This window comes from Micromonospora sp. NPDC004704, from assembly GCF_053601675.1.
Map to the genome: position 1 here is coordinate 53,886 of NZ_JBSGCD010000021.1, position 20,133 is coordinate 74,018.

The window sequence follows — 20,133 nt, forward strand, 5'->3', positions numbered from 1 at the left end:
AAAGGAAAGTCCGTTGGCCCGCGTTCTCGTGGTCGAGGATGAGGAGTCGTTCTCCGACGCCCTCTCCTACATGCTGCGCAAAGAGGGTTTCGAGGTATCGGTCGCACCGACCGGTCTCTCGGCGCTCACCGAATTCGACCGCACCGGCGCGGACATCGTGTTGCTCGACCTGATGCTGCCCGAAATGTCTGGTACCGAGGTCTGTCGGGAACTTCGCCAGCGTTCGCATGTGCCGATCATCATGGTCACCGCCCGGGACAGTGAGATCGACAAGGTGGTCGGCCTGGAGATCGGCGCCGACGACTACGTCACGAAGCCGTACTCCCCGCGTGAGCTGGTCGCCCGGATCCGGGCGGTGCTGCGGCGCAAGAGCAGCGAGACGGTGGATCTGGCCGCGCCCACCCTGGCCGCCGGCCCGGTACGGATGGACATCGAGCGGCACGTGGTGACGGTCGACGGTGGTGCCGTACAGCTTCCGCTCAAGGAGTTCGAGCTGCTCGAGCTGCTGCTGCGCAACGCCGGCCGGGTGCTGACCCGTGGACAGCTCATCGACCGCGTCTGGGGCGCCGACTACGTCGGTGACACCAAGACCCTCGACGTCCACGTCAAGCGCCTGCGCTCCAAGGTCGAACCCGAACCCAGCACCCCCCGCTACATAGTCACCGTCCGCGGCCTCGGCTACAAATTCGAACCCTAACCCCAGACCCACCCCACCCCACCCACCCGGATCTGGGCGTTGATCATGAAGTTAGCGACGGAAAATCGGCCCTCGGGCTGCGCTAACTTCATGATCAACGCGCGTGTCAGGGGGTGGGTGTCAGGGGGTGGTGGGGATGTTTGTGAGGCCGTTTAGGGCTGCTGTGACCGTGTTGGTGGTGCGGACGGTGTTGGGGTTGTTGGGGCACTTCGAGGTTGAGGTGACGTTGATGGCCCAGCGGCCTACTCCGCCGAGGTTGGACGTGTTGCTTCGCCAGGTGTTGCCGCAGCCGTAGCCGGTGAGCAGGTTGTGGGTCTCGTAGCCGTTGGCGAAGGTCCCCGGTGGGCTGAACGAGCCGGTGTTCCGCTCGAAGAGGTAACCGTTGCCCTTGACGTCGACCCAGGAGTCACCGGAGTTCTGACCGGTGATGCCCCGGCCGTCGAAGGTGTTGCCCCGTACCACGCCGCCCTCGGTCCCCTCCTTGATGTCGAGGTGCTCGGCGGTCACGTACGGGCCGATCCGGTTGTCCAGCACCTGCACCCGGTCCGAGCGGTCGATCCCGCCCGAGTTGCCGTGGCAGTCGAAGTTCGACTGGGCCGAGCCGAGGTAGACGCCCTCGCCGTAGCCGGGCTGGACCAGGCCGGTGTACTCGACCTGCGAGTTGCGCAGGATCCCGTCCGACGACGAGCGTCGGAAGTGCACACCCTCCTCGTCGGTGTGGTGCACGTACACCCCGTCGATGGTGACGTGGTGCGAGTTGTCGAGCATGATCCCCTTCTTCGACTCCGCCACCGTGAAACCGGACAGATTCCAGTACGGGGCGTTGAAGAGCCACACGCCGTACCCGGAATCCCAGCCGGCGGTCGGTGCCGGACACGACGGGCCGCTCCCCGACGGGCCGTCGTTGATCAGTACGGCGCCGCGCGGCCCGGTCAGGGTGATTTGGGCGGACGCCGTGCCGGCCCGTTGGGCGACGAACGAGCCACGGTAGGTGCCCGCCGCCAGCCGGATGGTCTGGCCGGGTTGGGCGGTGGCCAGTGCGGACCTGAGTTCCGCCGCGGTGCTCACGTTCACCGTCGGCCCGCTGGGCGGCGGTGTGGTCGGCGGAGGCGTGCTCGGTGGGGGCGGTGTGGTCGGCGGTGGTGTGGTCGGCGGGCCGGTGGTCGGCGGCGGCGTGCTCGGTGGAGGGGTCGTCGGCGGGGGCGTGGCGGTCGGGGGAGGTGGGGTTGGGCCACCGGTGCAGGGCGCGCCGTTCAGGGTGCAGTTGGTCGGGGTGGCGAGGCCGCTGACGTTGAAGCCGAAGCTCTGCGTGCCGCCGGGTGCCACGGTGCCGTTCCACCCGGCGTTGGCGAACCGGTAACGCTGCCCGGACTGGCTGCGTACGGAGTCCCAGGAGGTGCTGACGGTGGAACCGGCGGCCAGGTCGAACTCGACCACCCAGCCGTTGGCGGCGGCGTCCCCACCGTTGCGGATCGTGTACGCGGCGGCGTAGCCGCTGCCCCACGCCGAGGACTGGGTGAAGGCGGCGGTCAGGGCGGGGCCGGCGGCGTGTGCGGTGGGCGTGAGGGCCAGGGTGGTGGCGACGGCGAGGGTGGCGGCGACGGATGCGCCGAGGGCCGTACGGCCGACCGGGGTGAGTGTCACAGGCAGGGCCTTCCGTCGATCGATCGATGGGCGGAACCGCCCGACACGGAACGACCGTGCTCGATCAGTTAGTAAACCTAACAGTTATCGACGGGGTCAAGGACGGAAGCGACGCGAGGTCTAGGCGGCCAGGTGGGGGCGGCGGGCGGGGCGGGCCAGGGTCAGGCCGAGCAGGGCCAGGACGGCGAGCGCCATGACCGCGATGCCGTACTCCCGGGCGGTGGTCAGGACTCCGCCGGCGTGCACGACCAGGAAGCCGGCGATCACCGCGGGCAGGCCCATGGCCAGGTAAGACACCACGTAGATCACGGAGAGCACCCCGGCGCGTTCGTGCGGTCGAGCCAGCGGGATCACGGTCCGGATCGCGCCCTGGAAACCGGCCCCGAAGCCCGCTCCGGCCACCACGGTCCCGAAGAAGAAGAGGGCTTCCGAGGTGGCGGTGATGGCGAGCAGGGTGATGCCCACCCCCACGAACAGGCCGGCGGTGCCGACGAACATCAACGTACGGGGGGAGGCGGCCCGCAGCAGCAGCACCAGGACACCGCCGCTGGCCGCGAGGGTGAACAGGGCGAGCCCGCCGAGTACGAACGAGTTGGAGCCGGCGACCAGGCGTACCACGCTGGGGCCGAGTGACCCGTAGAAGCCGGCCAGGGCCCACGCTGCCACCAGGGCCGGTACGGCCAGCAGCAGGGGGCGGCGGGCGACCGGGGGCAGGGCGAACTGGAGTCGCAGCGAGGCCAGCGCGCCGGGTCGGGGGGACGACGATTCCCGCATCAGCAGCACGCCGACGCCCTGGAGCACGAAGATGCCGAACAGCACCAGGTAGACCAGGTGGGCCGGGGCCGGCAGGTACTGGACCAGCAGTCCGGAGCCGAGGGCACCGGTGGCCGTACCGACCATGGGTCCGACCGCGTTGGTAATCGCGCCCTTGGCCTGGTTGAGGTCGAGCATGCCGGCACCGATGGCACCGGCGGCGGCGCCGGTCGAGAGGCCCTGGAGGACCCGAGCGACCATCAGTTCCGGTACGCCGTCGGCGGCGGCGAACACCAGCATGGTCGCCGCCTGGACGGCGATGGCCGCGATCAGTACCGGCCGGCGCCCGACGTGGTCCGAGAGCGAGCCCACGGTGAGCAGCGCGACCAGTACGGCCAGCGCGTACACCCCGAAGACCAGGGTCACCGTGATCGGCGAAAAGCCCCATTCGGCCTGGTAGATGGCGTAGAGCGGGGTTGGGGCGCTGGAGCCGGCGAGGAACGCCACCACGATCGAGGCGAGCAGCCAGAATCCGACGGCGGTGGGCAGCCTTCGGGACCGGGCCGGGGCACGGGTGACGGGTGGGGTGGCAAGCAGGGAGGTCATCGGGCTTCTCTCGCGGACGGGCGCGACTTCCTCGTGGACAGGCGCACGAACAGACAGGTTTGTCTAGCTCGGCTAGGCTAGACAAACCTGTCTGTCAGTGCCAAGTGATTGTCATCCACGCCACTCTGACCAGGGCGGCTGCGCCGGTCAGGGGGCGGCGGTCGGGGTGGCCGGTTTGCGGCCGATGGTGACCCGTCGGGTGGGCGGGGGCTCCGGGGTGGCGGGGTGCGGCGCCACCAGGCCCCGCTTCCCGCGCGCCTCGCACAGCTCGGCCAGCTTCGCGTACGCGGGCGCGCCGATCAGCGCCGTCAGCTCGGCCGCGTACGACAGGTACATGGCCTCCTGGCCGACGTGCGCCTCCGGCGAGGAGGTGCACCACCAGTCGAGATCGTGGCCGCCCGCGCCCCAACCCCGCCGGTCGAACTCGCTCAGCGTCGAGACCAGCAGCTTGCTGCCGTCCGGGCGCTTGGTCCAGTCCTGGTCCCGCCGGACCGGTAGCTGCCAGCAGACGTCCGGCTTGTACTCCAGCGGGTGCACCCCGTCGCGCAGCGCCTGACCGTGCAGGGCACAGCCGCCGCCACCGGCGAAGTCGGCGTCGTTGAGGAAGACGCACGGACCCTCACCGGACGACTGGGTCGCGGTACGCCGGGCCGGCGTCTTGCCGTCGACCGTGTCCATCTCGGTGTACTTCTTGAAACCCCGCCGGTAGTGCTGCCAGGTCTGCGGGGTGAGCCGGCTCGCCGCCGCCTTCACCCGCTGCTCGTCATCGTCGTCGGTGAAGAAGGCGCCGTGCGAGCAGCACCCGTCGGCGGCCCGGCCGGCGATGATGCCGTGACAGCCCTTGCCGAAGACACAGGTCCAACGGGACAGCAACCAGGTCAGGTCGGCGCGGACGAGATGCTCGGAGTCCGCCGGGTCGAGGAACTCGATCCACTCCCTGGGGAAGTCGAGGTCGACCTCCCGGCTACGGGGGTCGGTCGGATCCTGGACCAGAATGCGGAGCTGCGTACGGCCTGCCACCTGGTCAGCGTACGCCCGGTGGGTCTACCAGGCCGGATAGCTGCCGTTTCGGGCGCGGTGCGCAGGGTGCGAGCGGACCGGGGCGGCGGGCGAGTCTAGGGTTTCGGCATGCGGCTCGGAGTACTCGACGTCGGTTCCAACACGGTCCACCTCCTCGTGGTCGACGCCCACCATGGCGCCCACCCGTGGCCGGCGCACTCGGAGAAGGCCGTACTGCGGCTGGCCGAGCAGATCGGTCGCAACGGCGAGCTGACCGGAAGCGGCGAGGACGCGCTGGTGGCGTCGGTCGCCGAGGCGAAGGCGTCGGCCGCCCGGCTGACCGTCGACGACCTGCTCGCCTTCGCCACGTCGGCGGTCCGGGACGCGAAGAACGCGGCGCACGTGCTGGGCCGGGTGCGGGCCGAGACCGGCGTACAGCTCGAGGTGTTGTCCGGGGCGGACGAGGCGCGGGCGACGTTCCTCGCGGTCCGTCGCTGGTTCGGCTGGTCGGCCGGCCGGCTCCTGGTGCTCGACATCGGTGGCGGGTCCCTGGAGGTCGCGGCCGGCATCGACGAGGACCCGGACATCGCGCTCTCGCTGCCGCTGGGCGCCGGGCGACTGACCAGGGAACGGCTCAGGGTCGATCCCAGCACCACCGAGCCGCCGTCGGCCCTAGCCGTGGCGGAACTCGAGGAGTACATCGACTCGATGCTCGACCCGGTGGTGGAGCGGATGACCCAGGTCGGCTGGGAACGGCCGGTGGCCACCTCGAAGACGTTCCGGATGCTGGCCCGGCTGGCCGGGGCCGCCCCCTCCAGTGCCGGTCTCTGGGCCCGGCGCAGCCTCTCCCAGCACGGCCTCCGGCAGGTGATCGGGTTCATCCGGCACATCCCGCCGAGCAAGCTCTCGGAGTTGGAGGGGGTGAGCAGCAGCCGGGCGCACCAGCTCCTGGCGGGTGCGGTGGTGGCGGAGGCGGTGATGCGGCGGCTGGGCATCGAGTCGCTGGACATCTGCCCGTGGGCACTGCGCGAAGGGGTCATCCTCCGCCGGTTGGACCAACTCGAACCGGCATGACCTGACCTGCGGATACGGGCGGTTTAGGGCATCTTGTCGGTGGCGCTCGTGCCGCTGAGAGCTACGCTGACAACCGTGGCGACCCCTGTGCTCCTGTCCAGCTCCTCGGTCTTCCCCGAGCCCACGGCGGCGGCTTTCGAACTCGCCGCCGCCCTCGGGTACGACGGTGTCGAGGTCATGGTCTGGACCGATGCGGTGAGTCAGGACGCCGGTGCCCTGCGTGGCCTGGCCGAGCACTACGGCGTACCGGTGCTCTCGGTGCACGCGCCGTGCCTGCTGGTGACCCAGCGGGTGTGGAGCAACGATCCGGGACAGCGACTGCGCCGGGCGGTGGAACTGGCCGAGACGCTCCGGGCGCCGACGGTGGTGGTGCACCCGCCTTTCACCTGGCAGCGCGACTACGCCCGCTCCTTCGGCCCGATCCTCGACGGGCTGGCCGAGGACCACCCGGGCGTACGCGTCGCGGTCGAGAACATGTACCCCGTCCGGATGGCCGGACGGGAGTTCGTCCCGTATGTGCCGAGCTGGAACCCGACCGACACCGGGTATGACGCGTACACCCTCGACCTGTCGCACTGTGCCGCCTCGCACACCGACTCGCTCGAGATGGCCGACATGATGGGGGCGAAGCTCGCCCACGTCCACCTCGGCGACGGCACCGGCGAGGGGCGCGACGAGCACCTGGTGCCCGGCCGGGGCAACCAGCCGTGCGCCGAACTGCTCGCCTCGCTGGCCGGTCGCGGGTTCACCGGCGCGATCGCGGTCGAGGTGTCGACCCGGGGCGCCAAGAGCCGCGCCGCCCGTGAGGCGGACCTCGGCGCGGCGCTGACCTTCGCCCGCGAACACCTGGCCACCGCCCCCACCCTCAAGCATTAACCGGAGGTAGAAACTTCGGTTGGGGTGGGGACCGGGCTCTCAGACCTTGGTGAGGGTCGGTGCGGGGAGGGCGGACTTGGGGACGCTCGGCTTGGGTACGGCCGCCGCCTGCACCGCCCCCTGGACCGCGGCCCGCTTCCGGGCCCGGTGGGCGGCGACGTGCGAGCGGGTGGCGCAGCGCTCCGAGCAGAACCGGCGGCAACAGTTGGACGAGGTGTCCAGGTAGACGTTGCCGCAGCGGTCGTCAGCGCAGACGCCGAAGCGGGCGCTGCCGTACTCGCAGAGCCAGACCGAAAGACCCCAGACCGCGCCGGCCAGATACTCCGCGCTGACCGAGGCGCCCCGGCTGGTCACGTGCATGTGCCAGTCGCTGGATCCGTGACCGGAAATGCGGGGCTGCACGGGAAAGGTCTCCAGTAGCGAGTTCAGTTCGGTCACCGCGGCCGCGTCGCGGCCGGAGGTGCCGAATTCGAAGACGTCACGCAGACGCTTCTGTGCGCGGCGGAATATCGCCACGTCGCGTTCGGCCACCTCATCGCGCATCCAGAGGTTTTCGTCGGCGAAGAGCGCCTTCAGGTCGTCGAGGTCGTCCAGGCGCGCGTTGACAAGGTCAACTCCGGTCCGGGCGTACGCGTCGAAGTTCACCCGACAACCGTAGACGATTCGCGGCCGAAGTGGCGCCTGACCGTAGTGCCGTAGAAGCCGGGCGTGTATCAGTGATAAGGCTTTCACTTTGTGATTGCCCGACCCGCGCCGGACCCAGTGGCTGATGACATACTCCGTCATCCGTGGTGACGAATCGAGAAATGCCGGCAACAGCTAAGGGTGTTCCGGAAAAAGTTCTCATGGCCTCGGCGAGTGGTCCGTTCTGTGAAAGTCGCAACTTCCACGTAACCCCCGCCGGCCGGTCGGGGAACCGCCCGAGGCCGGGTCCGGCGGATCGGACCTGCCCGCTGCCCGGTTCCGGCCCGACGGCGGGCGTTACGCTCCCAGCATGCGCTCGGTCATCCTCGCCGCCTCCCGGTCATCCCGGGTCGAGCGGCTCGTCGAGACGGCCCCGTACACCCGGGACGTCGTACGCCGATTCGTCGCCGGCACCGCCACCGACGACGCACTCCGTGCCACCCGTGAACTCGTCGGCAGCGGGCTGGCGGTGACCCTCGATTACCTCGGGGAGGACACCGTGACCCCCGAGCAGGCCACCGCGGTCCGGGAGGAGTACCTCACCCTGCTGACCGTGCTCGCCGGGGCCGACCTGACCCCGGCCGCCGAGGTCAGCGTCAAACTCTCCGCCCTCGGGCAGAAGTTCGACGAGAAGCTCGCCTACGACAACGTACGGGCGATCTGCACCGCCGCCGCGGCTGCCGGCACCACGGTGACCCTCGACATGGAGGACCACACCACCACCGACTCGACCCTGGACATCCTGGCGCGGCTGCGCAAGGACTTCCCGTCGACCGGCGCGGTGCTCCAGGCGTACCTGCGGCGGACCGAGGCGGACTGCCGAGAACTGGCCACCGCCGGCTCCCGGGTACGGCTCTGCAAGGGGGCGTACAAGGAGCCGGAGTCGGTGGCGTACCAGTCGGCGCGCGACGTCGACAAGTCGTACGTCCGCTGCCTCAACATCCTGCTCTCCGGTGACGGCTACCCGATGCTCGCCACCCACGACCCGCGCCTGATCGCGATCGGCCAGGACCGGGCCCGGTGGTTCGACCGCTCGCCGGACGAGTTCGAGTTCCAGATGCTCTACGGCATCCGCCCGGAGGAGCAGATCCGGCTGGCCGGCGAGGGGCACACGGTCCGGACCTACCTGCCCTACGGCAGCGACTGGTACGGCTACCTGATGCGCCGGCTCGCCGAACGCCCGGCGAACCTGGTCTTCTTCGCCCGCGCCCTGCTCTCCCGGAGCTGATCCGCTGCCTCTCCCGGAGCTGAACGGCGGCGCTCGCCGGGCACGACCTGGGTGTGCCCCGCCGAGCGCGACGGCCCCGAGCGCGCTGACACGGTTTCTCCGTACATCGTCTTTGATGTGGGCACATCAAAGACGATGTAGACGGAAACCGAGTTGTGCCTCCACAGGGGAGGGTGGCGCGGCGGCGTGCGTACGGATGATTGCCGTACGGGGGATATGCGGGCATCCGGCGTACAGGGGGATGTCGTACTCTCCCGTGGGTGATCGACGGGGTGGACACGCGGCCGGTGCGCCGGTGGCGGTGGCCGTTGTGGGTGGCTCTCGGTGTCGTCGGGGTGCTGCTGTTCTGCGGGGTGCCGGTCGGGTTGACGGCGGTGCTGATCGCCCGGATGCCGGACCCGGCGAGCCTGCCCGACACGGCCGCCAGCGCGACACCGGCGGTCAGCCCCGAGCCGGGCGACCCGGTGGAGGTCACCGCCGCCTGGCTCGGTGAGCGGATCGACGCCCTCCTGGACCAGCAGGCACAGGCCCTGCTGCGCGGCGACGAGCAGGGCTTCCTCGCGGTGGCCGATCCGGCGTCACCGGCTGCCGCCGACCTGAAACGGCAGTTCCGGGTGCTCCGGTCGATGAAGGTCGCCGCCTGGCATCCGTCGCTCAACGGCCGGCCGACCCGGATGAACAGCAACACCAGCGAGTGGCGGGTCCTGGTCACCATCGGACACTGCTTCGTCCTGACGGACTGCCGTACCGGTCCGGTGACGATCGGCACCCGATGGGACGACGTCCGCCCGCAGCCGCGCCTCATCGCCATCGAGCCGTCCATGTCCGGGACGGACGGACCGAGGCCGTGGGAGGTCAGCGACCTCGCGGTCGGCATCGGCGCCCGGACCCTGGTCGCGGTCCCGCAGACGGTACGCGACAAGCTCCCCGACCTGCTCAAGGCTGCCGAGCAGGCGGCCGTGGTGGCCGACCGGTACGCCGTCGGCGGCACCCGCCCGGACGTCTACCGGATCTTCTACGCCCCCGGTGCCGAGTGGAAACTCTGGTACGGGGGCGGCCGACCGGCCTGGACCGGCGGGTACGCGGTCGGTATCGGTGGCGACCGGTTCGACGTGGTGCTCAACGGCGACGGGCTGCACCGTACGGCCGTCGACGACCTGCTGCGGCACGAGATGACGCATGCCGCCTCGTTGCCCGGCCGGGGTTATGCCAGCAGCGAGAACTGGTGGCTGGTCGAGGGGATCGCCGAGTACGCCGGTGCCGGTGGCCGCCCGGTGGCCCAGTACGAGGGACTCGCCGACGTGACCCGGCTGCTTGCCGCCGGCGGCGGCTGGAACGGCAAGCTCGAATCGGTCGAGCCGGCCGACAGCGCGGAGGACTGGCGGGTCTCGGGCAGCTACGGGGTCGGTTACCTGGCCGTCCGCTACCTGGTGGACCGGTTCGGCGAGGAGGACCTGCTGGCCTTCTACCGGTTGGTGGTGCACGAGGGGCGCTCGGTGGGGGACGCCGCCCAACAGGCGTTCGGCGTGGACTGGAGCGCCCTGCACAACGAGTGCGTGGGGTACGCCCGCAGCGTCGCCCGCTGACCGACGAGAGCGGCCGGCTGTATGGGCCGGGGGTGGGTGCACCGCGCGTCGCGGTGCTCGTACCAGGGGTGTTGCTCGTAGCATGAGGCCGTGAGTCGCGTTCCGTCGCCGCCCGTGTACGCAGCGTCGCGGCCCCTCCTGCCTGCCCTTGTTGTCGGCTCGGTTGTCCTGGTGAGCCTCGGCGCTGCCGCGTGCGGCGACGAGCCCACCCCGGTCACCCTCGCCAGCGCGTCGCGGGCCAGCGTCGCCGAACTGGTCGACGCCCCGGCCAGCGTCACCGCCCGTGCGATGGCGACCCTCAGCGCGCCCGCCGACGGCGTCCTGACCGACCTGCGGGTCGACCCCGGCGACACCGTCACCGCCGGCCAGATCCTCGCCGTGGTCGACTCCCCGGTGGCCCGGAGCCGGCTCGAACAGGCCGGGCAGGCACTCGACGCGGCCAAGCGGGCGGGCCGGGGCGCCGGTGGCATCCGGCGCGCCGACCTGAAGCGGAATCAACGCGCCACCGACGAGGCTGCCGCCCGCGCGTTCGCCACCGCCCGGGACGCCGCCGGGAAGATCACCGAACCCGGACTCCGGGACGCCCAACTCGCCCAGGTCCGGGCCGCCGAACAGCAGTACAAAACCGCCGCCCGCGCCGCCGACCAGGCCGTACGGGCCGCACAGCGCGGCGTCGCCCAACTCGGTGCGGCGGTCGGCGCACTCGGCACCGCCCAGCGGATCCAGGCCCAGCAGGCGTACGACCTGGCGAAGTCGACCGTGGACGCGCTCACCCTGCGGGCGCCGGTCGGCGGAGTGGTCCAGTTGGGCGGCACCGCCGACGACACCGGTCCGGCCGACGCGCTCACCGGACTGCTCGGGGCGGCCGGCATCACCGGAGGAGCGGGCGGCGCCGGGGGAGCGGGTGCGACCCGCGGCCTCGGGCCACTGGCCAACCCGGCGGTGCCCGGCGTCGACGGAGCCGTACCGGTGGGCGGCCGGGTCAGCGCCGGAACACCGATCATGACCGTGGTGGACCTCGCCCAACTGGGACTGGTCGCCGAGGTGGACGAGACCGACGTACTGCTGGTCGCGCCCGGACTCGCGGCGACCGTCGAGTTCGACGCCGCCACCGGCGCCACGTACGACGCCCGGGTGCACGCCGTCGACGTACTGCCGGCGGCCGGGGCGGGGGCCGGGGTCAGCTACCGGGTCCGGCTCGCCCTCGCCGACGGGCGGTACCCCGACGGGCGCCCCGCCCCCGCACCGCGCCCGGGCATGAGCGCCGTCGCCCACCTGCGGGTACGCCAGGCCGACGACGCGGTGACCGTGCCGGCCGCGGCGGTCTTCTCCACCGAGGGGCGGGACAACGTCTGGCTGGTCCGGTCCGGTCGGGCCGAACGGGTGCCGGTGACCGTGGGTGTCGAGGGGGCCGAACTGGTGCAGATCCTCGACGGGGTGCAGCCGGGAGAGCAGCTCGTCGTACGCGGCACCGACCGGGTCCGTACCGGACAGCAGGTCCCTTGACCGGGACCGGTTCCACGGTCGGGTACGGGGTCGAAGCCGCGGTCGAGGCGATCGACGTGACCCGGACGTACGACCTGGGTGGGGGCGAGGTGGCCGCGCTGCGCGGGGTGTCGCTGCGGATCGCGCCCGGCGACCACGTCGCGGTCGTCGGCCCGTCCGGGTCCGGTAAGTCGACCCTGATGCACCTGCTCGGCGGCCTGGACCGGCCGACCGCCGGACTGCTGCGCATCGGCGGGCGGGACGTCGGCACGCTGAGCGCCCCGGAACTGGCGGCCCTGCGCAACCGGACCATCGGTTTCGTGTTCCAGTCGTTCCACCTGCTGCCCCGGACCAGCGCGGTGGACAACGTCGCGCTGCCCCTGGTGTACCGGGGACTCGGTGCCCGGCAGCGACGCCTGCTGGCCACCGAAACCCTGGTACGGGTCGGCCTCGGCCACCGGCTCGGGCACCGGCCGAACCAGCTCTCCGGCGGCGAGCAGCAGCGGGTGGCGATCGCGCGGGCGCTGGTCACCGAGCCGGCCGTACTGCTGGCCGACGAGCCGACCGGCAACCTGGACAGTGCCACCGGTGAGTCAGTACTCGCCCTGCTGGAGGAGTTGAACGCGGAACGCGGGGTGGCGGTCGTACTGGTCACCCACGACCGGCAACTGGCCGCCCGTACGCGGCGACAGATCATCATCCGGGACGGGCGGATCGTCGAGGACGAGCCCGCGCCGGTCGGGCCGGTTTCCTCACCTGAGATAGTGGACGCCGCTCCCAGCGCGGAGCCCCGGTTCGCGTCCGGAAGCGAGTCGGGGCACCCGTCCGGTGGCTCCGGTGGCGCCGCCGGAGCCACCGGGCGCCTTCGCCCCGCGCATCCCCTCCCCACGCCCCGCCGCGGCGGGACCACGTGAACCGGCTTCTCCGGCTTCACCTGAACCGACCGGACCCGGTGGATCGTGCGGCTGGCTGAGGGCTGGCGGGTGGCACGGGACGCGTTGCGGGCCAACCGGATGCGCAGCGCGTTGACCATGCTCGGCGTGATCATCGGCGTGGCCGCGGTGGTGGTGCTGGTGGCCATCGGCACCGGCGCCAAGCGCGAGGTCGAGCAGCAGGTCGAGGGGCTCGGCTCGAACCTGCTCGTGGTGGTGCCGGGCCGGCTCGACTTCGGTGCCGCGCCGGCGGTGTCCCGGCTCGACCTGTCGGACGTCGAGGCGGTCTCCCGGGTGGTCGGTGACGCTGGTCAGGTCACCGCGACGGTCGCCTCTGGCGAGACCGTACGGGTCGGCACCCGTTCGGTGTTCAGCACCGTGCAGGGCGTACTGGAGACGACGCAGGAGGTCTTCGTCCGCGATCTCGACCGGGGGGCGTACCTCGGTTCGTCCGATGTGGACACCGCTCGCCGGGTGGCGGTGCTCGGATCGCGGGTGGCCGGCACGCTCTTCGGTGACCGGGACCCGATCGGCCAGCAGGTCTCGATCGCCTCGGTACGGTTCCGCGTGATCGGGACCTTCGCACCGCTGGGGCAGAGTCTCGGCGTGGACCGGGACGACGAGGTGCACGTACCGATCACCGCCGCGCACCGGCTCTACGGTACGACGCGGATCGACGGGATCGCCGTGAAAGCGCCGGACCGGGAGCGGATCGGCGAACTGGGCAACCGGATCGTGGGCGAGTTGACCACCCGGCACCCGGACACCGAGTTCAGCGCGGTGACCCAGGAGCAGATCCTCGGCGTACTCGGCGACATCCTCGGTGTGCTGACCGGGGTGCTCACCGCCATCGCCGGCATCTCACTACTGGTCGGCGGGGTGGGCGTCTCCAACATCATGCTGGTCTCCGTACGCGAACGGACCCGGGAGATCGGCCTGCGCAAGGCGGTCGGCGCCCGGCCCCGGGACATCGGGCTGCAGTTCCTCCTGGAGGCGGTGCTGCTGACCGCGCTCGGCGGGGTGACCGGGATGGGGCTAGGTATCGGCGGGGCGTTGCTGGTGGCCGGACTCACCCCGGTCCCGGCGACGGTCACCGGTTGGTCGCTGGCGTTGGCCTTCGGGGTCTCGGCGGTGGTGGGCATCGTCTTCGGGGTGCTGCCGGCCCGTCGTGCGGGACGCCTGGATCCGGTGATCGCGCTGCGGGCGGAGTAGTTCTGTCCCCTACCGGGTGGAATATGCCTGCTCGCAACGGTGTGGCGGCTTGACTACCTATGATCAACAGCGTGAAGGGATCGCGCAGGTCACAGCCGTCCCGCTACCGTACTGGTAACACGCGCGTTGCCCGCCGTGGCGCGGGAGCAGCCCGCCCGGGGGCACGCGCCGGGGAATGGAATGGGTCGGTGAGCCATGACGGGATCACCACAGTCCGACGCTCGGTTGTCGGAGGTCAGGTTCCTGACCGTCGCCGAGGTGGCGACTCTGATGCGGGTTTCCAAGATGACCGTCTACCGGCTCGTGCACTCCGGTGAACTCACCGCGGTGCGGGTCGGCCGGTCGTTCCGGGTGCCCGAGCACGCGGTGCACGAGTACCTGCGCGGCGCGTTTCAAGAAACGGCCTGATCCCGCCCGCGGCGCCCTCCGGCGTCGGGGCGGTGCAGGCCGGGGTGGTCGTGGCCGGGGCCATGACGGCTGTGCATGGGGCCGCGTTGGGCCTGTGCAGGGGCGACGGCTACCCTGGACCGCGACCGTGATCCCATCTTGGTGCGTCCAACACCCACCAGCCGGGTCCGGTCCGTTGTCCAGTTCGGTTCCCGGAGCCATCCGACGATGGCTTCCGGGCCGACCCGCACGTTGCATCGGAAGGGCTGTCGTATGGGCTCGGTGGTCAAGAAGCGCCGCAAGCGCATGGCTAAGAAGAAGCACCGCAAGCTGCTGCGTAAGACCCGCGTCCAGCGTCGCAAGCTCGGCAAGTGACCTGGGCCGGGCGTTCGCCCGGCTCATGGCGCCACTTGCCACCCGTCGACCCTCGGAGGCACCCGTGACACGGTCGCGGTGGTCCGGGCCGTTGCGCCCGTACCCGCTGACGGGGAGCGTGGGATGACCCCCGGCCGCACCTCCGGTGCACCGGGGGTTGTCGTGGTAACCGGGGTCAGTCGCTACCTCGGTGCCCACGTCGCGGCCCGCCTCGCCGCCGATCCCCGGATCGAGCGGGTGGTCGGCCTGGACGCCGCCGACCCGTCCACCGAACTCGCCCCCCTGCTCGACGGGGTCGACCGGGTACGGGCCGACGCCGCGTCGGTCGGCACAGTGATCGACGACCTGGGCGCCGACTCGGTGGTCCACCTCGCGTTGGTGACCGCCCCCGACCAGCAGCACGGTGGGCGGGCGGCGATGAAGGAACAGAACGTCATCGGCACCATGCAGCTCCTCGCCGCCTGCCAACGCGCGCCGAGGCTGCGCCGGTTGGTGGTCCGTTCCTCCACCGCCGCGTACGGGGCGTCGTTCCGCGACCCGGCGGTCTTCACCGAGGAGACCGAGCCGCACGCGGTCCCGCGCGGCGGATTCGCCCGCGACATCCTGGACATCGAGGGCTACGTCCGGGGCTTCCGTCGACGCCGGCCCGACGTCACCGCCACCGTGTTGCGGTTCGCCCCGTTCATCGGCTCCACCGCCGACACGACGCTGACCCGCTACTTCTCCCAGCGGGTCGTACCGACGGTGCTCGGGCGGGACCCGCGACTGCAGTTCCTGCACATCTCCGACGCGCTCGAAGTGCTGTACCGGTCGGTCACCGAGGAGCACGGCGGGACGTACAACGTCGCCGGTCCGGGCGTACTCGCCCTGTCCCAGGCGATCAGGCGTTCCGGGCGGGTCGCCGTACCGGTGCTCGAACCCGGTCTGTCGGGTGCGGCCGGGATCGCCCGTACCCTCGGCTTCGGGCGCTACGGGCTGGACCAGGTCGATCTCTTCGTGCACGGCCGGGTCGTCGACACCACCCGGCTCACCACCGAGTACGGCTTCACCCCGCGCTCGACCGCCGCCGCGTTCGACGACTTCATCGGCGGACACACCGACCGTACGGTGGTCCGGCCCGACCAGCTCGCCACCGCCGAGCGGGCGATCCTGGACGGCATCCGTCAGGTACGTGCCGCGGTGGCCGACCCCTCGGACCGGCGACCACCGGCGAGTGACCGTTGATGAGTGAGAACGGGCGCCCACCCGCGCCGGAGCCGATCGGACCCGCGGTGCCGGACCAGCCGGGCGACGTCTGGGACCGGCGGGTCGCCTCCGGGCTGGCGTTCCTCCGCCGCCGGCTCACCGGTCAGTACGAGATCGACGAGTTCGGGTTCGACCCCGAGCTGACCGACCGGGTGTTCCATCCGCTGCTGCGCCAGCTTTACCGGGAGTGGTTCCGTACCGAGGTCACCGGGGTGGAGAACCTGCCGGTCGAGGGCGCGGGGCTGGTGGTGGGCAACCACTCCGGCACCGTCGCCCTGGACGCGTTGATCCTCTCCGCGGTGCTGCACGACCGGCACCCCGCCCACCGCTACCTGCGCCTGCTCGGCGCCGACATCGTGTTCCGGATGCCGGGCGTCTCCGAACTGGCCCGCAAGACCGGCGGCACCATGGCGTGCAACCCGGACGCGGAGCGGCTGCTGGGCCGGGGCGAACTGGTCGGGGTGTTTCCCGAGGGGTTCAAGGGGGTCGGCAAGCTCTACTCCGACCGCTACAAGCTGCAGCGGTTCGGCCGGGGCGGGTTCGTCTCGGCGGCACTGCGTACGGGCACCCCGATCATTCCGGTGGCGATCGTCGGGGCCGAGGAGACGTACCCGATGCTCGCCGACGTCAAGCCACTGGCCCGGCTGCTCAAGCTGCCGTACTTTCCGCTGACGCCGACCTTCCCGTGGCTCGGGCCGCTGGGTCTGGTGCCGCTGCCGAGCAAGTGGCTGATCGAGTTCTGCCCGCCGATCTCGACCGAGGGCATGGCCGACCAGGCGGACGACCCGCTGGTCGTGTTCAACCTCGCCGACCAGGTACGCGAGACCATCCAGCAGACGCTGCACCAGTTGCTGGAACGCCGCCCGGACCCGTTCGGCCCCTGACCGCCGGCCCTACTTCAGGGTGCGCAGGTCGAGGGTGTGCCAGGCGGTGATGTCGCTGCCCCCGGTCGACCACCACAGGATGCCGTCCCGGCAGAGCACCAGACCGCTGCCGTCGCTCACCACCACGGTCCGTTTCTCGCGTACGTCGTACAGCAGCAACTGCTGACTGTCGGTGGCGGTCCGCTGGGCGTCGGCGAGGGAGACCACCTCGAACCGGTCGAGCACCGCGACGTCGATCACCGCGGCGGTCGCCACCCCACCGGCCACCTGCTGCCGGTCCGTGCCGTCGGGGCGCATCAGCTCGATCCGTCCCGGCCCGTCGGCGGCCAGCACCAGCACCCGGCACCAGGTCGGGCTACAGGTGACCAGTTCGGAGCCGGTGGCGTCGACCTCGATCACCTTGCGCTGTTCGAGGTTGCGTAGCTGCACCGGCCCGCTCGTCCCGGTCCCGGCGCTGACCAGCCACGGGTACGCGGAGACGGACCAGGCGCCCTGCTCGGTACGGACGGACACCGCTCCGCCGGTCAACGCCACCGAACGGATCTCGGTCGCCGTTTCTTCGTCGGGCGCGACGGACGCCCAGTAGAGCCGGCCGGAGTTGATCACCATGTCGTACTGGGAGTTGAAGAAGACCACGTCACCGGTGTCCGCGGTGAGCCGCCGGGCAGGCTGGGCGGTGGCCAGGTTCGCCGCCCACACCTCGGTACGCCCGTGACCGTCCGCCCCGGGGACCGACTCGGCCCAGGCGAACTCGTCGCCGTCGCGGGCGAATCCGGCGTACACCGGGCCGTCCGCGATCGGCAGCCGGCGCAGTTCGCGGATCGTGCCGTCGGCGGCCCGGAGCACCAGGCGCAGGTGGGTGCCCTCCGGGCTGGGCGCGGTGCCGACCGACACCCGCGCGTCGAGGAAGAAGACCGGGCTGTACGCCGGCCCGTCCGACAGCGCGGCCGGGATCTCCACCGGTCGGGCGTCCGGCCACACCTGTTCGATCGTGCGGACCTGGGTGCCGGGCGGGTCAGGGTCGGCGGTGGGCAGGGCGAGCAGCACCCCGCCCGCGCCCAGTGCCGCGACCAGCCCGATCAGCCCGCCGAGCCGGTGCCGCCTCGGGTTGACGGTCGGTCCGGTGACCGGTGCGGGCGTACGGGTGGCCGTGTCGGTGGCCGGCTGCGCCGTCATCGGCCCTGCTTACGGCGACGTACCGCAAGCCCGGCGGTCACCGCGCCGGCCAGCAGGCCCGCGGCAACCGTCGACGGTACGGCGATCCTGGCCGCCTTACGTCCGGTACGGAAGTCGCGTATTTCCCAACCGCGCATCCGGGAGGCCCGGCGGAGGTTGTTGTCCGGGTTGATCGCGACCGCCCGCCCGACCGTGCAGAGCATCGGCAGATCGTTGGAGGAGTCGCTGTACGCGACGCATCGGGCCAGGTCGAGGTGCTCCACCGCAGCGAGCTGGCACACCGCGTCGGCCTTCGCCGGGCCGTGCATCAGGTCCCCGACCAGCCGCCCGGTGTACGCGCCATCGTGGATCTCGGCCACCGTGCCGATCGCGCCGGTGAGGCCGAGTCGGGCCGCGATAACCCGGCCGATCTCCACCGGTGCGGCGCTGACCAGCCAGACCCGCTGGCCGGCGTCGAGGTGCAGTTGGGCCAGGGCGCGGGTGCCGGCCCAGATCCTGGGCGCCATCAGCTCGTCGAAGATCTCCTCGGTGAGCCGCTCGACGTCCTCGACCCGCCACCCCTCCACGAAGGCGAGCGCGGCCTCCTTGGCGTGGGACATGTCGCCCGCGTGCTCGGTGGCGAGCAGCCGGAACCGCAGTTGCTGCCAGGCGAACCGGGCCAGGTCACCGGTGGTGAAGTACTTGCGTGCGGCCAGCCCACGGGCGAACCAGTAGATGGAGGCGCCCTGCATCATCGTGTTGTCCACGTCGAAGAAGGCGGCGGCGCTCCGGTCGACGGGTGCGGCCGGGGCCGGTTCGGGTTCCGTCGCTGCCCAGCCGGCGGTGTGACCGTGCGCGTCCGTACTGACGGTCACCTTTCGGATCCGGGCCACGCGGACCTCCCTCCGCTCGATGGATGCGTCCCGTGCCTCCAGCGAGCCTAGTCGGGACCGGCACCACCCAGCGCCGTCCTACCGCAGTGCACCGCCGGTCACCCGGCAGAGTGTTCGGATGGTTGCCGTCGGTGTTCGGTGCGACGCAACGGCGTACGCGCTGTGGGGTCCGGACCAGAAGGCCCGGACCCCACAGCGGATGCTCGACGTGCTCGCCGCCCTGCCGTCACTCGGCGGGTCGGCCGTCGACCGGCGTGGTGCTGTCGAAGACCGGCTTCTTCCCGTTCGGCCCGAGCTCCAACTGCCGGTCCGGCGTGCCGCTCGGAGTGACCTCCGGCTCCTCCGACGTCTCCGGCCGTGGTGTGCCCGGTGTCCGGGGAGTGCTGGGGCGGTTCTCCTGTGGGGAGTTCTGCTGTGCCCCGGCCGAGCCGCGGCTGGTGCCGCAGGCGCGGGGCAGCGGCCCGAGGGTGTCGATCCGCGCGGCCGGCTCCACGCCGCACTGCAACGCCGCGCGGAGCAGGTCGGCGCGCTTGCCGATCGAGTCGAGCAGGGCGAGCGACTCGCCCACCCGCTGACTGTCGGCGGTGGTCGCCCCGCCCAGCAGCCCGGTGATCTGCCGGCGCTGGCCGGTCAGGAACTTGCCGATCGCGTCCAGCGCCGCGGCGTCGCGGCGCTGTGCGGCGGAGGTGTTCAGAAGCTTGATGCCCTGGCGGGTGTCGTCGTCCATGTCGTCGAGAACGGCCGCGAAGCCGGCCTCGTCGCCCTGGACCGCGACCGCCTCGGCGAGTCGGGTCTGGGCGAAGTCGAGGAAGAGCTGCCCCCGGCTGAGGTCCGAACTGGCCAGTGCGAGCTGGGCCCGTTCGGTGGACCTCTTGACCGCGTACAGGGCGTCGCCCGGCAGGGCGTTCTCGCTGGCGGCGGACATGCCGGAGACCGCGATCGCGCCGACGGCCACGCCGACGATGACCGAGCCCCGGACCCGGGCCCGGCTGCGCTGGGGGCGCTGTGCGGTTCGCCGGGCGCGCTTCTCGGCACCCGGATCCGCGCCTGCCGCCGCGTCGATCGCCGCCTGCTCGGCGGCGGCCATCAGGATCAGGCGCAGCCCGGTACGGAACTCCGGGTCGACCTCGGCCTCGACGGACTGCTGTGCGCCACGCATCCGCTGTCCGACCGTCACCAGTTCGGTAAGGTCGTCGTCGGCGCGGGAACGGATGTGGTGTCGACGGCCACCGTTGGCTTCGTCGAGGAGTTGCGCGAAGCGCTCGGCGCGCCAGCGGCGGAATAGGTTGAGATTCACCGCGGGCACCTCCCTTCGCTGGTCACGGCCGTACGGGCGGCATCGTCGCCGACCGTGCGACGGTGGCTTGGGTCCGGGCCGCTCGGCCGTGGCCGATCAGTCGGCCGGACCGACGGGCCGG

18 protein-coding genes and 1 pseudogene are annotated in these 20,133 nt (G+C 71.6%); 12 read left to right on the forward strand and 7 right to left on the reverse strand.

Annotated features, from left to right (window positions below; all coding sequences use genetic code 11):
* Window positions 1–13: 13 nt before the first annotated feature.
* Entirely contained in the window at window positions 14–697 is a 684-nt protein-coding gene (locus ACWEFB_RS25240) for a response regulator transcription factor (protein ID WP_326562369.1), read from the forward strand.
* Window positions 698–817: 120 nt separating this feature from the next.
* Here the strand turns inward: ACWEFB_RS25240 and ACWEFB_RS25245 are convergent, their stop codons facing one another.
* The 3 genes from ACWEFB_RS25245 to ACWEFB_RS25255 form a co-directional block, all read right to left on the reverse strand.
* Entirely contained in the window at window positions 818–2,341 is a 1,524-nt protein-coding gene (locus tag ACWEFB_RS25245) for a cellulose binding domain-containing protein (protein WP_452289207.1), read from the reverse strand.
* 120 nt (window positions 2,342–2,461) lie between these two features.
* Window positions 2,462–3,700, reverse strand: coding sequence for an MFS transporter (locus tag ACWEFB_RS25250; RefSeq protein ID WP_452289209.1), 1,239 nt, complete (start codon window positions 3,698–3,700; stop codon window positions 2,462–2,464).
* Between the two features lie 147 nt (window positions 3,701–3,847).
* Complete coding sequence (locus ACWEFB_RS25255; protein WP_452289311.1) at window positions 3,848–4,696, reverse strand: hypothetical protein; 849 nt, start codon at window positions 4,694–4,696, stop codon at window positions 3,848–3,850.
* Between the two features lie 132 nt (window positions 4,697–4,828).
* Here ACWEFB_RS25255 and ACWEFB_RS25260 point away from each other — a divergent pair, with 132 nt between their 5' ends.
* Together ACWEFB_RS25260 and ACWEFB_RS25265 are read left to right on the forward strand one after the other, a co-directional pair.
* Window positions 4,829–5,773, forward strand: coding sequence for a Ppx/GppA phosphatase family protein (locus ACWEFB_RS25260; RefSeq protein ID WP_452289211.1), 945 nt, complete (start codon window positions 4,829–4,831; stop codon window positions 5,771–5,773).
* Window positions 5,774–5,827: 54 nt separating this feature from the next.
* Complete coding sequence (locus ACWEFB_RS25265; RefSeq protein WP_452289313.1) at window positions 5,828–6,649, forward strand: sugar phosphate isomerase/epimerase family protein; 822 nt, start codon at window positions 5,828–5,830, stop codon at window positions 6,647–6,649.
* Window positions 6,650–6,688: 39 nt separating this feature from the next.
* On the opposite strand, the gene ACWEFB_RS25270 is transcribed toward ACWEFB_RS25265, so the two are convergent.
* Window positions 6,689–7,294 carry a CGNR zinc finger domain-containing protein gene (locus ACWEFB_RS25270; protein ID WP_452289213.1) on the reverse strand — a complete coding sequence of 202 codons (606 nt, stop codon included), beginning with the start codon at window positions 7,292–7,294 and terminating at the stop codon, window positions 6,689–6,691.
* Between the two features lie 349 nt (window positions 7,295–7,643).
* Between ACWEFB_RS25270 and ACWEFB_RS25275 the strand changes: the two genes are divergently transcribed.
* The 9 genes from ACWEFB_RS25275 (at window position 7,644) to ACWEFB_RS25315 (ending at window position 16,667) form a co-directional block, all read left to right on the forward strand.
* Window positions 7,644–8,561: a proline dehydrogenase family protein gene (locus ACWEFB_RS25275; protein ID WP_326562375.1), complete on the forward strand. Its 918-nt coding sequence runs from the start codon at window positions 7,644–7,646 to the stop codon at window positions 8,559–8,561.
* A gap of 260 nt (window positions 8,562–8,821) precedes the next feature.
* Window positions 8,822–10,147 carry a hypothetical protein gene (locus ACWEFB_RS25280; RefSeq protein ID WP_326562376.1) on the forward strand — a complete coding sequence of 442 codons (1,326 nt, stop codon included), beginning with the start codon at window positions 8,822–8,824 and terminating at the stop codon, window positions 10,145–10,147.
* Between the two features lie 90 nt (window positions 10,148–10,237).
* Window positions 10,238–11,653: an efflux RND transporter periplasmic adaptor subunit gene (locus tag ACWEFB_RS25285; RefSeq protein WP_452289216.1), complete on the forward strand. Its 1,416-nt coding sequence runs from the start codon at window positions 10,238–10,240 to the stop codon at window positions 11,651–11,653.
* Complete coding sequence (locus ACWEFB_RS25290; protein ID WP_452289218.1) at window positions 11,650–12,546, forward strand: ABC transporter ATP-binding protein; 897 nt, start codon at window positions 11,650–11,652, stop codon at window positions 12,544–12,546. Before ACWEFB_RS25285 ends, ACWEFB_RS25290 begins: the two co-directional genes overlap by 4 nt.
* Before the next feature lie 45 nt (window positions 12,547–12,591).
* A complete protein-coding gene (locus tag ACWEFB_RS25295) occupies window positions 12,592–13,776 on the forward strand; it encodes an ABC transporter permease (protein ID WP_326562379.1) in 1,185 nt (394 codons plus the stop codon).
* 195 nt (window positions 13,777–13,971) lie between these two features.
* Window positions 13,972–14,184 (forward strand): helix-turn-helix domain-containing protein, encoded by a 213-nt coding sequence (locus ACWEFB_RS25300; RefSeq protein WP_121157347.1) that lies wholly within the window; start codon window positions 13,972–13,974, stop codon window positions 14,182–14,184.
* A gap of 252 nt (window positions 14,185–14,436) precedes the next feature.
* A complete protein-coding gene (locus tag ACWEFB_RS25305; protein ID WP_020520584.1) occupies window positions 14,437–14,538 on the forward strand; it encodes a 30S ribosomal protein bS22 in 102 nt (33 codons plus the stop codon).
* Window positions 14,539–14,661: 123 nt separating this feature from the next.
* Window positions 14,662–15,762: an NAD-dependent epimerase/dehydratase family protein gene (locus ACWEFB_RS25310; protein WP_452289221.1), complete on the forward strand. Its 1,101-nt coding sequence runs from the start codon at window positions 14,662–14,664 to the stop codon at window positions 15,760–15,762.
* Complete coding sequence (locus ACWEFB_RS25315) at window positions 15,762–16,667, forward strand: lysophospholipid acyltransferase family protein (protein ID WP_326562381.1); 906 nt, start codon at window positions 15,762–15,764, stop codon at window positions 16,665–16,667. The genes ACWEFB_RS25310 and ACWEFB_RS25315 overlap by 1 nt, the downstream gene beginning before the upstream one ends.
* Before the next feature lie 9 nt (window positions 16,668–16,676).
* Here ACWEFB_RS25315 and ACWEFB_RS25320 read toward each other — a convergent pair whose 3' ends face one another.
* The 3 genes and pseudogenes from ACWEFB_RS25320 to ACWEFB_RS25330 all read right to left on the reverse strand — a co-directional run.
* On the reverse strand, window positions 16,677–17,843 hold the full coding sequence (locus tag ACWEFB_RS25320) for a hypothetical protein (protein ID WP_452289224.1): 1,167 nt from the start codon (window positions 17,841–17,843) through the stop codon (window positions 16,677–16,679).
* Entirely contained in the window at window positions 17,840–18,715 is an 876-nt protein-coding gene (locus ACWEFB_RS25325; RefSeq protein WP_452289226.1) for an HAD family hydrolase, read from the reverse strand. Before ACWEFB_RS25325 ends, ACWEFB_RS25320 begins: the two co-directional genes overlap by 4 nt.
* A gap of 430 nt (window positions 18,716–19,145) precedes the next feature.
* Window positions 19,146–20,012 (reverse strand): annotated as a pseudogene (locus tag ACWEFB_RS25330) (DUF5667 domain-containing protein); the annotation flags it as partial.
* Window positions 20,013–20,133 lie beyond the last annotated feature (121 nt).

Excerpts from the sequence above, each read along its gene's own strand:
- ACWEFB_RS25250 (WP_452289209.1), bottom strand. The coding sequence starts at position 3,700 with ATGACCTCCCTGCTTGCCACCCCACCCGTCACCCGTGCCCCGGCCCGG.
- ACWEFB_RS25260 (WP_452289211.1), top strand. The coding sequence starts at position 4,829 with ATGCGGCTCGGAGTACTCGACGTCGGTTCCAACACGGTCCACCTCCTC.
- ACWEFB_RS25275 (WP_326562375.1), top strand. The coding sequence starts at position 7,644 with ATGCGCTCGGTCATCCTCGCCGCCTCCCGGTCATCCCGGGTCGAGCGG.
- ACWEFB_RS25300 (WP_121157347.1), top strand. The coding sequence starts at position 13,972 with ATGACGGGATCACCACAGTCCGACGCTCGGTTGTCGGAGGTCAGGTTC.
- ACWEFB_RS25305 (WP_020520584.1), top strand. The coding sequence starts at position 14,437 with ATGGGCTCGGTGGTCAAGAAGCGCCGCAAGCGCATGGCTAAGAAGAAG.
- ACWEFB_RS25310 (WP_452289221.1), top strand. The coding sequence starts at position 14,662 with ATGACCCCCGGCCGCACCTCCGGTGCACCGGGGGTTGTCGTGGTAACC.
- ACWEFB_RS25315 (WP_326562381.1), top strand. The coding sequence starts at position 15,762 with ATGAGTGAGAACGGGCGCCCACCCGCGCCGGAGCCGATCGGACCCGCG.
- ACWEFB_RS25320 (WP_452289224.1), bottom strand. The coding sequence starts at position 17,843 with ATGACGGCGCAGCCGGCCACCGACACGGCCACCCGTACGCCCGCACCG.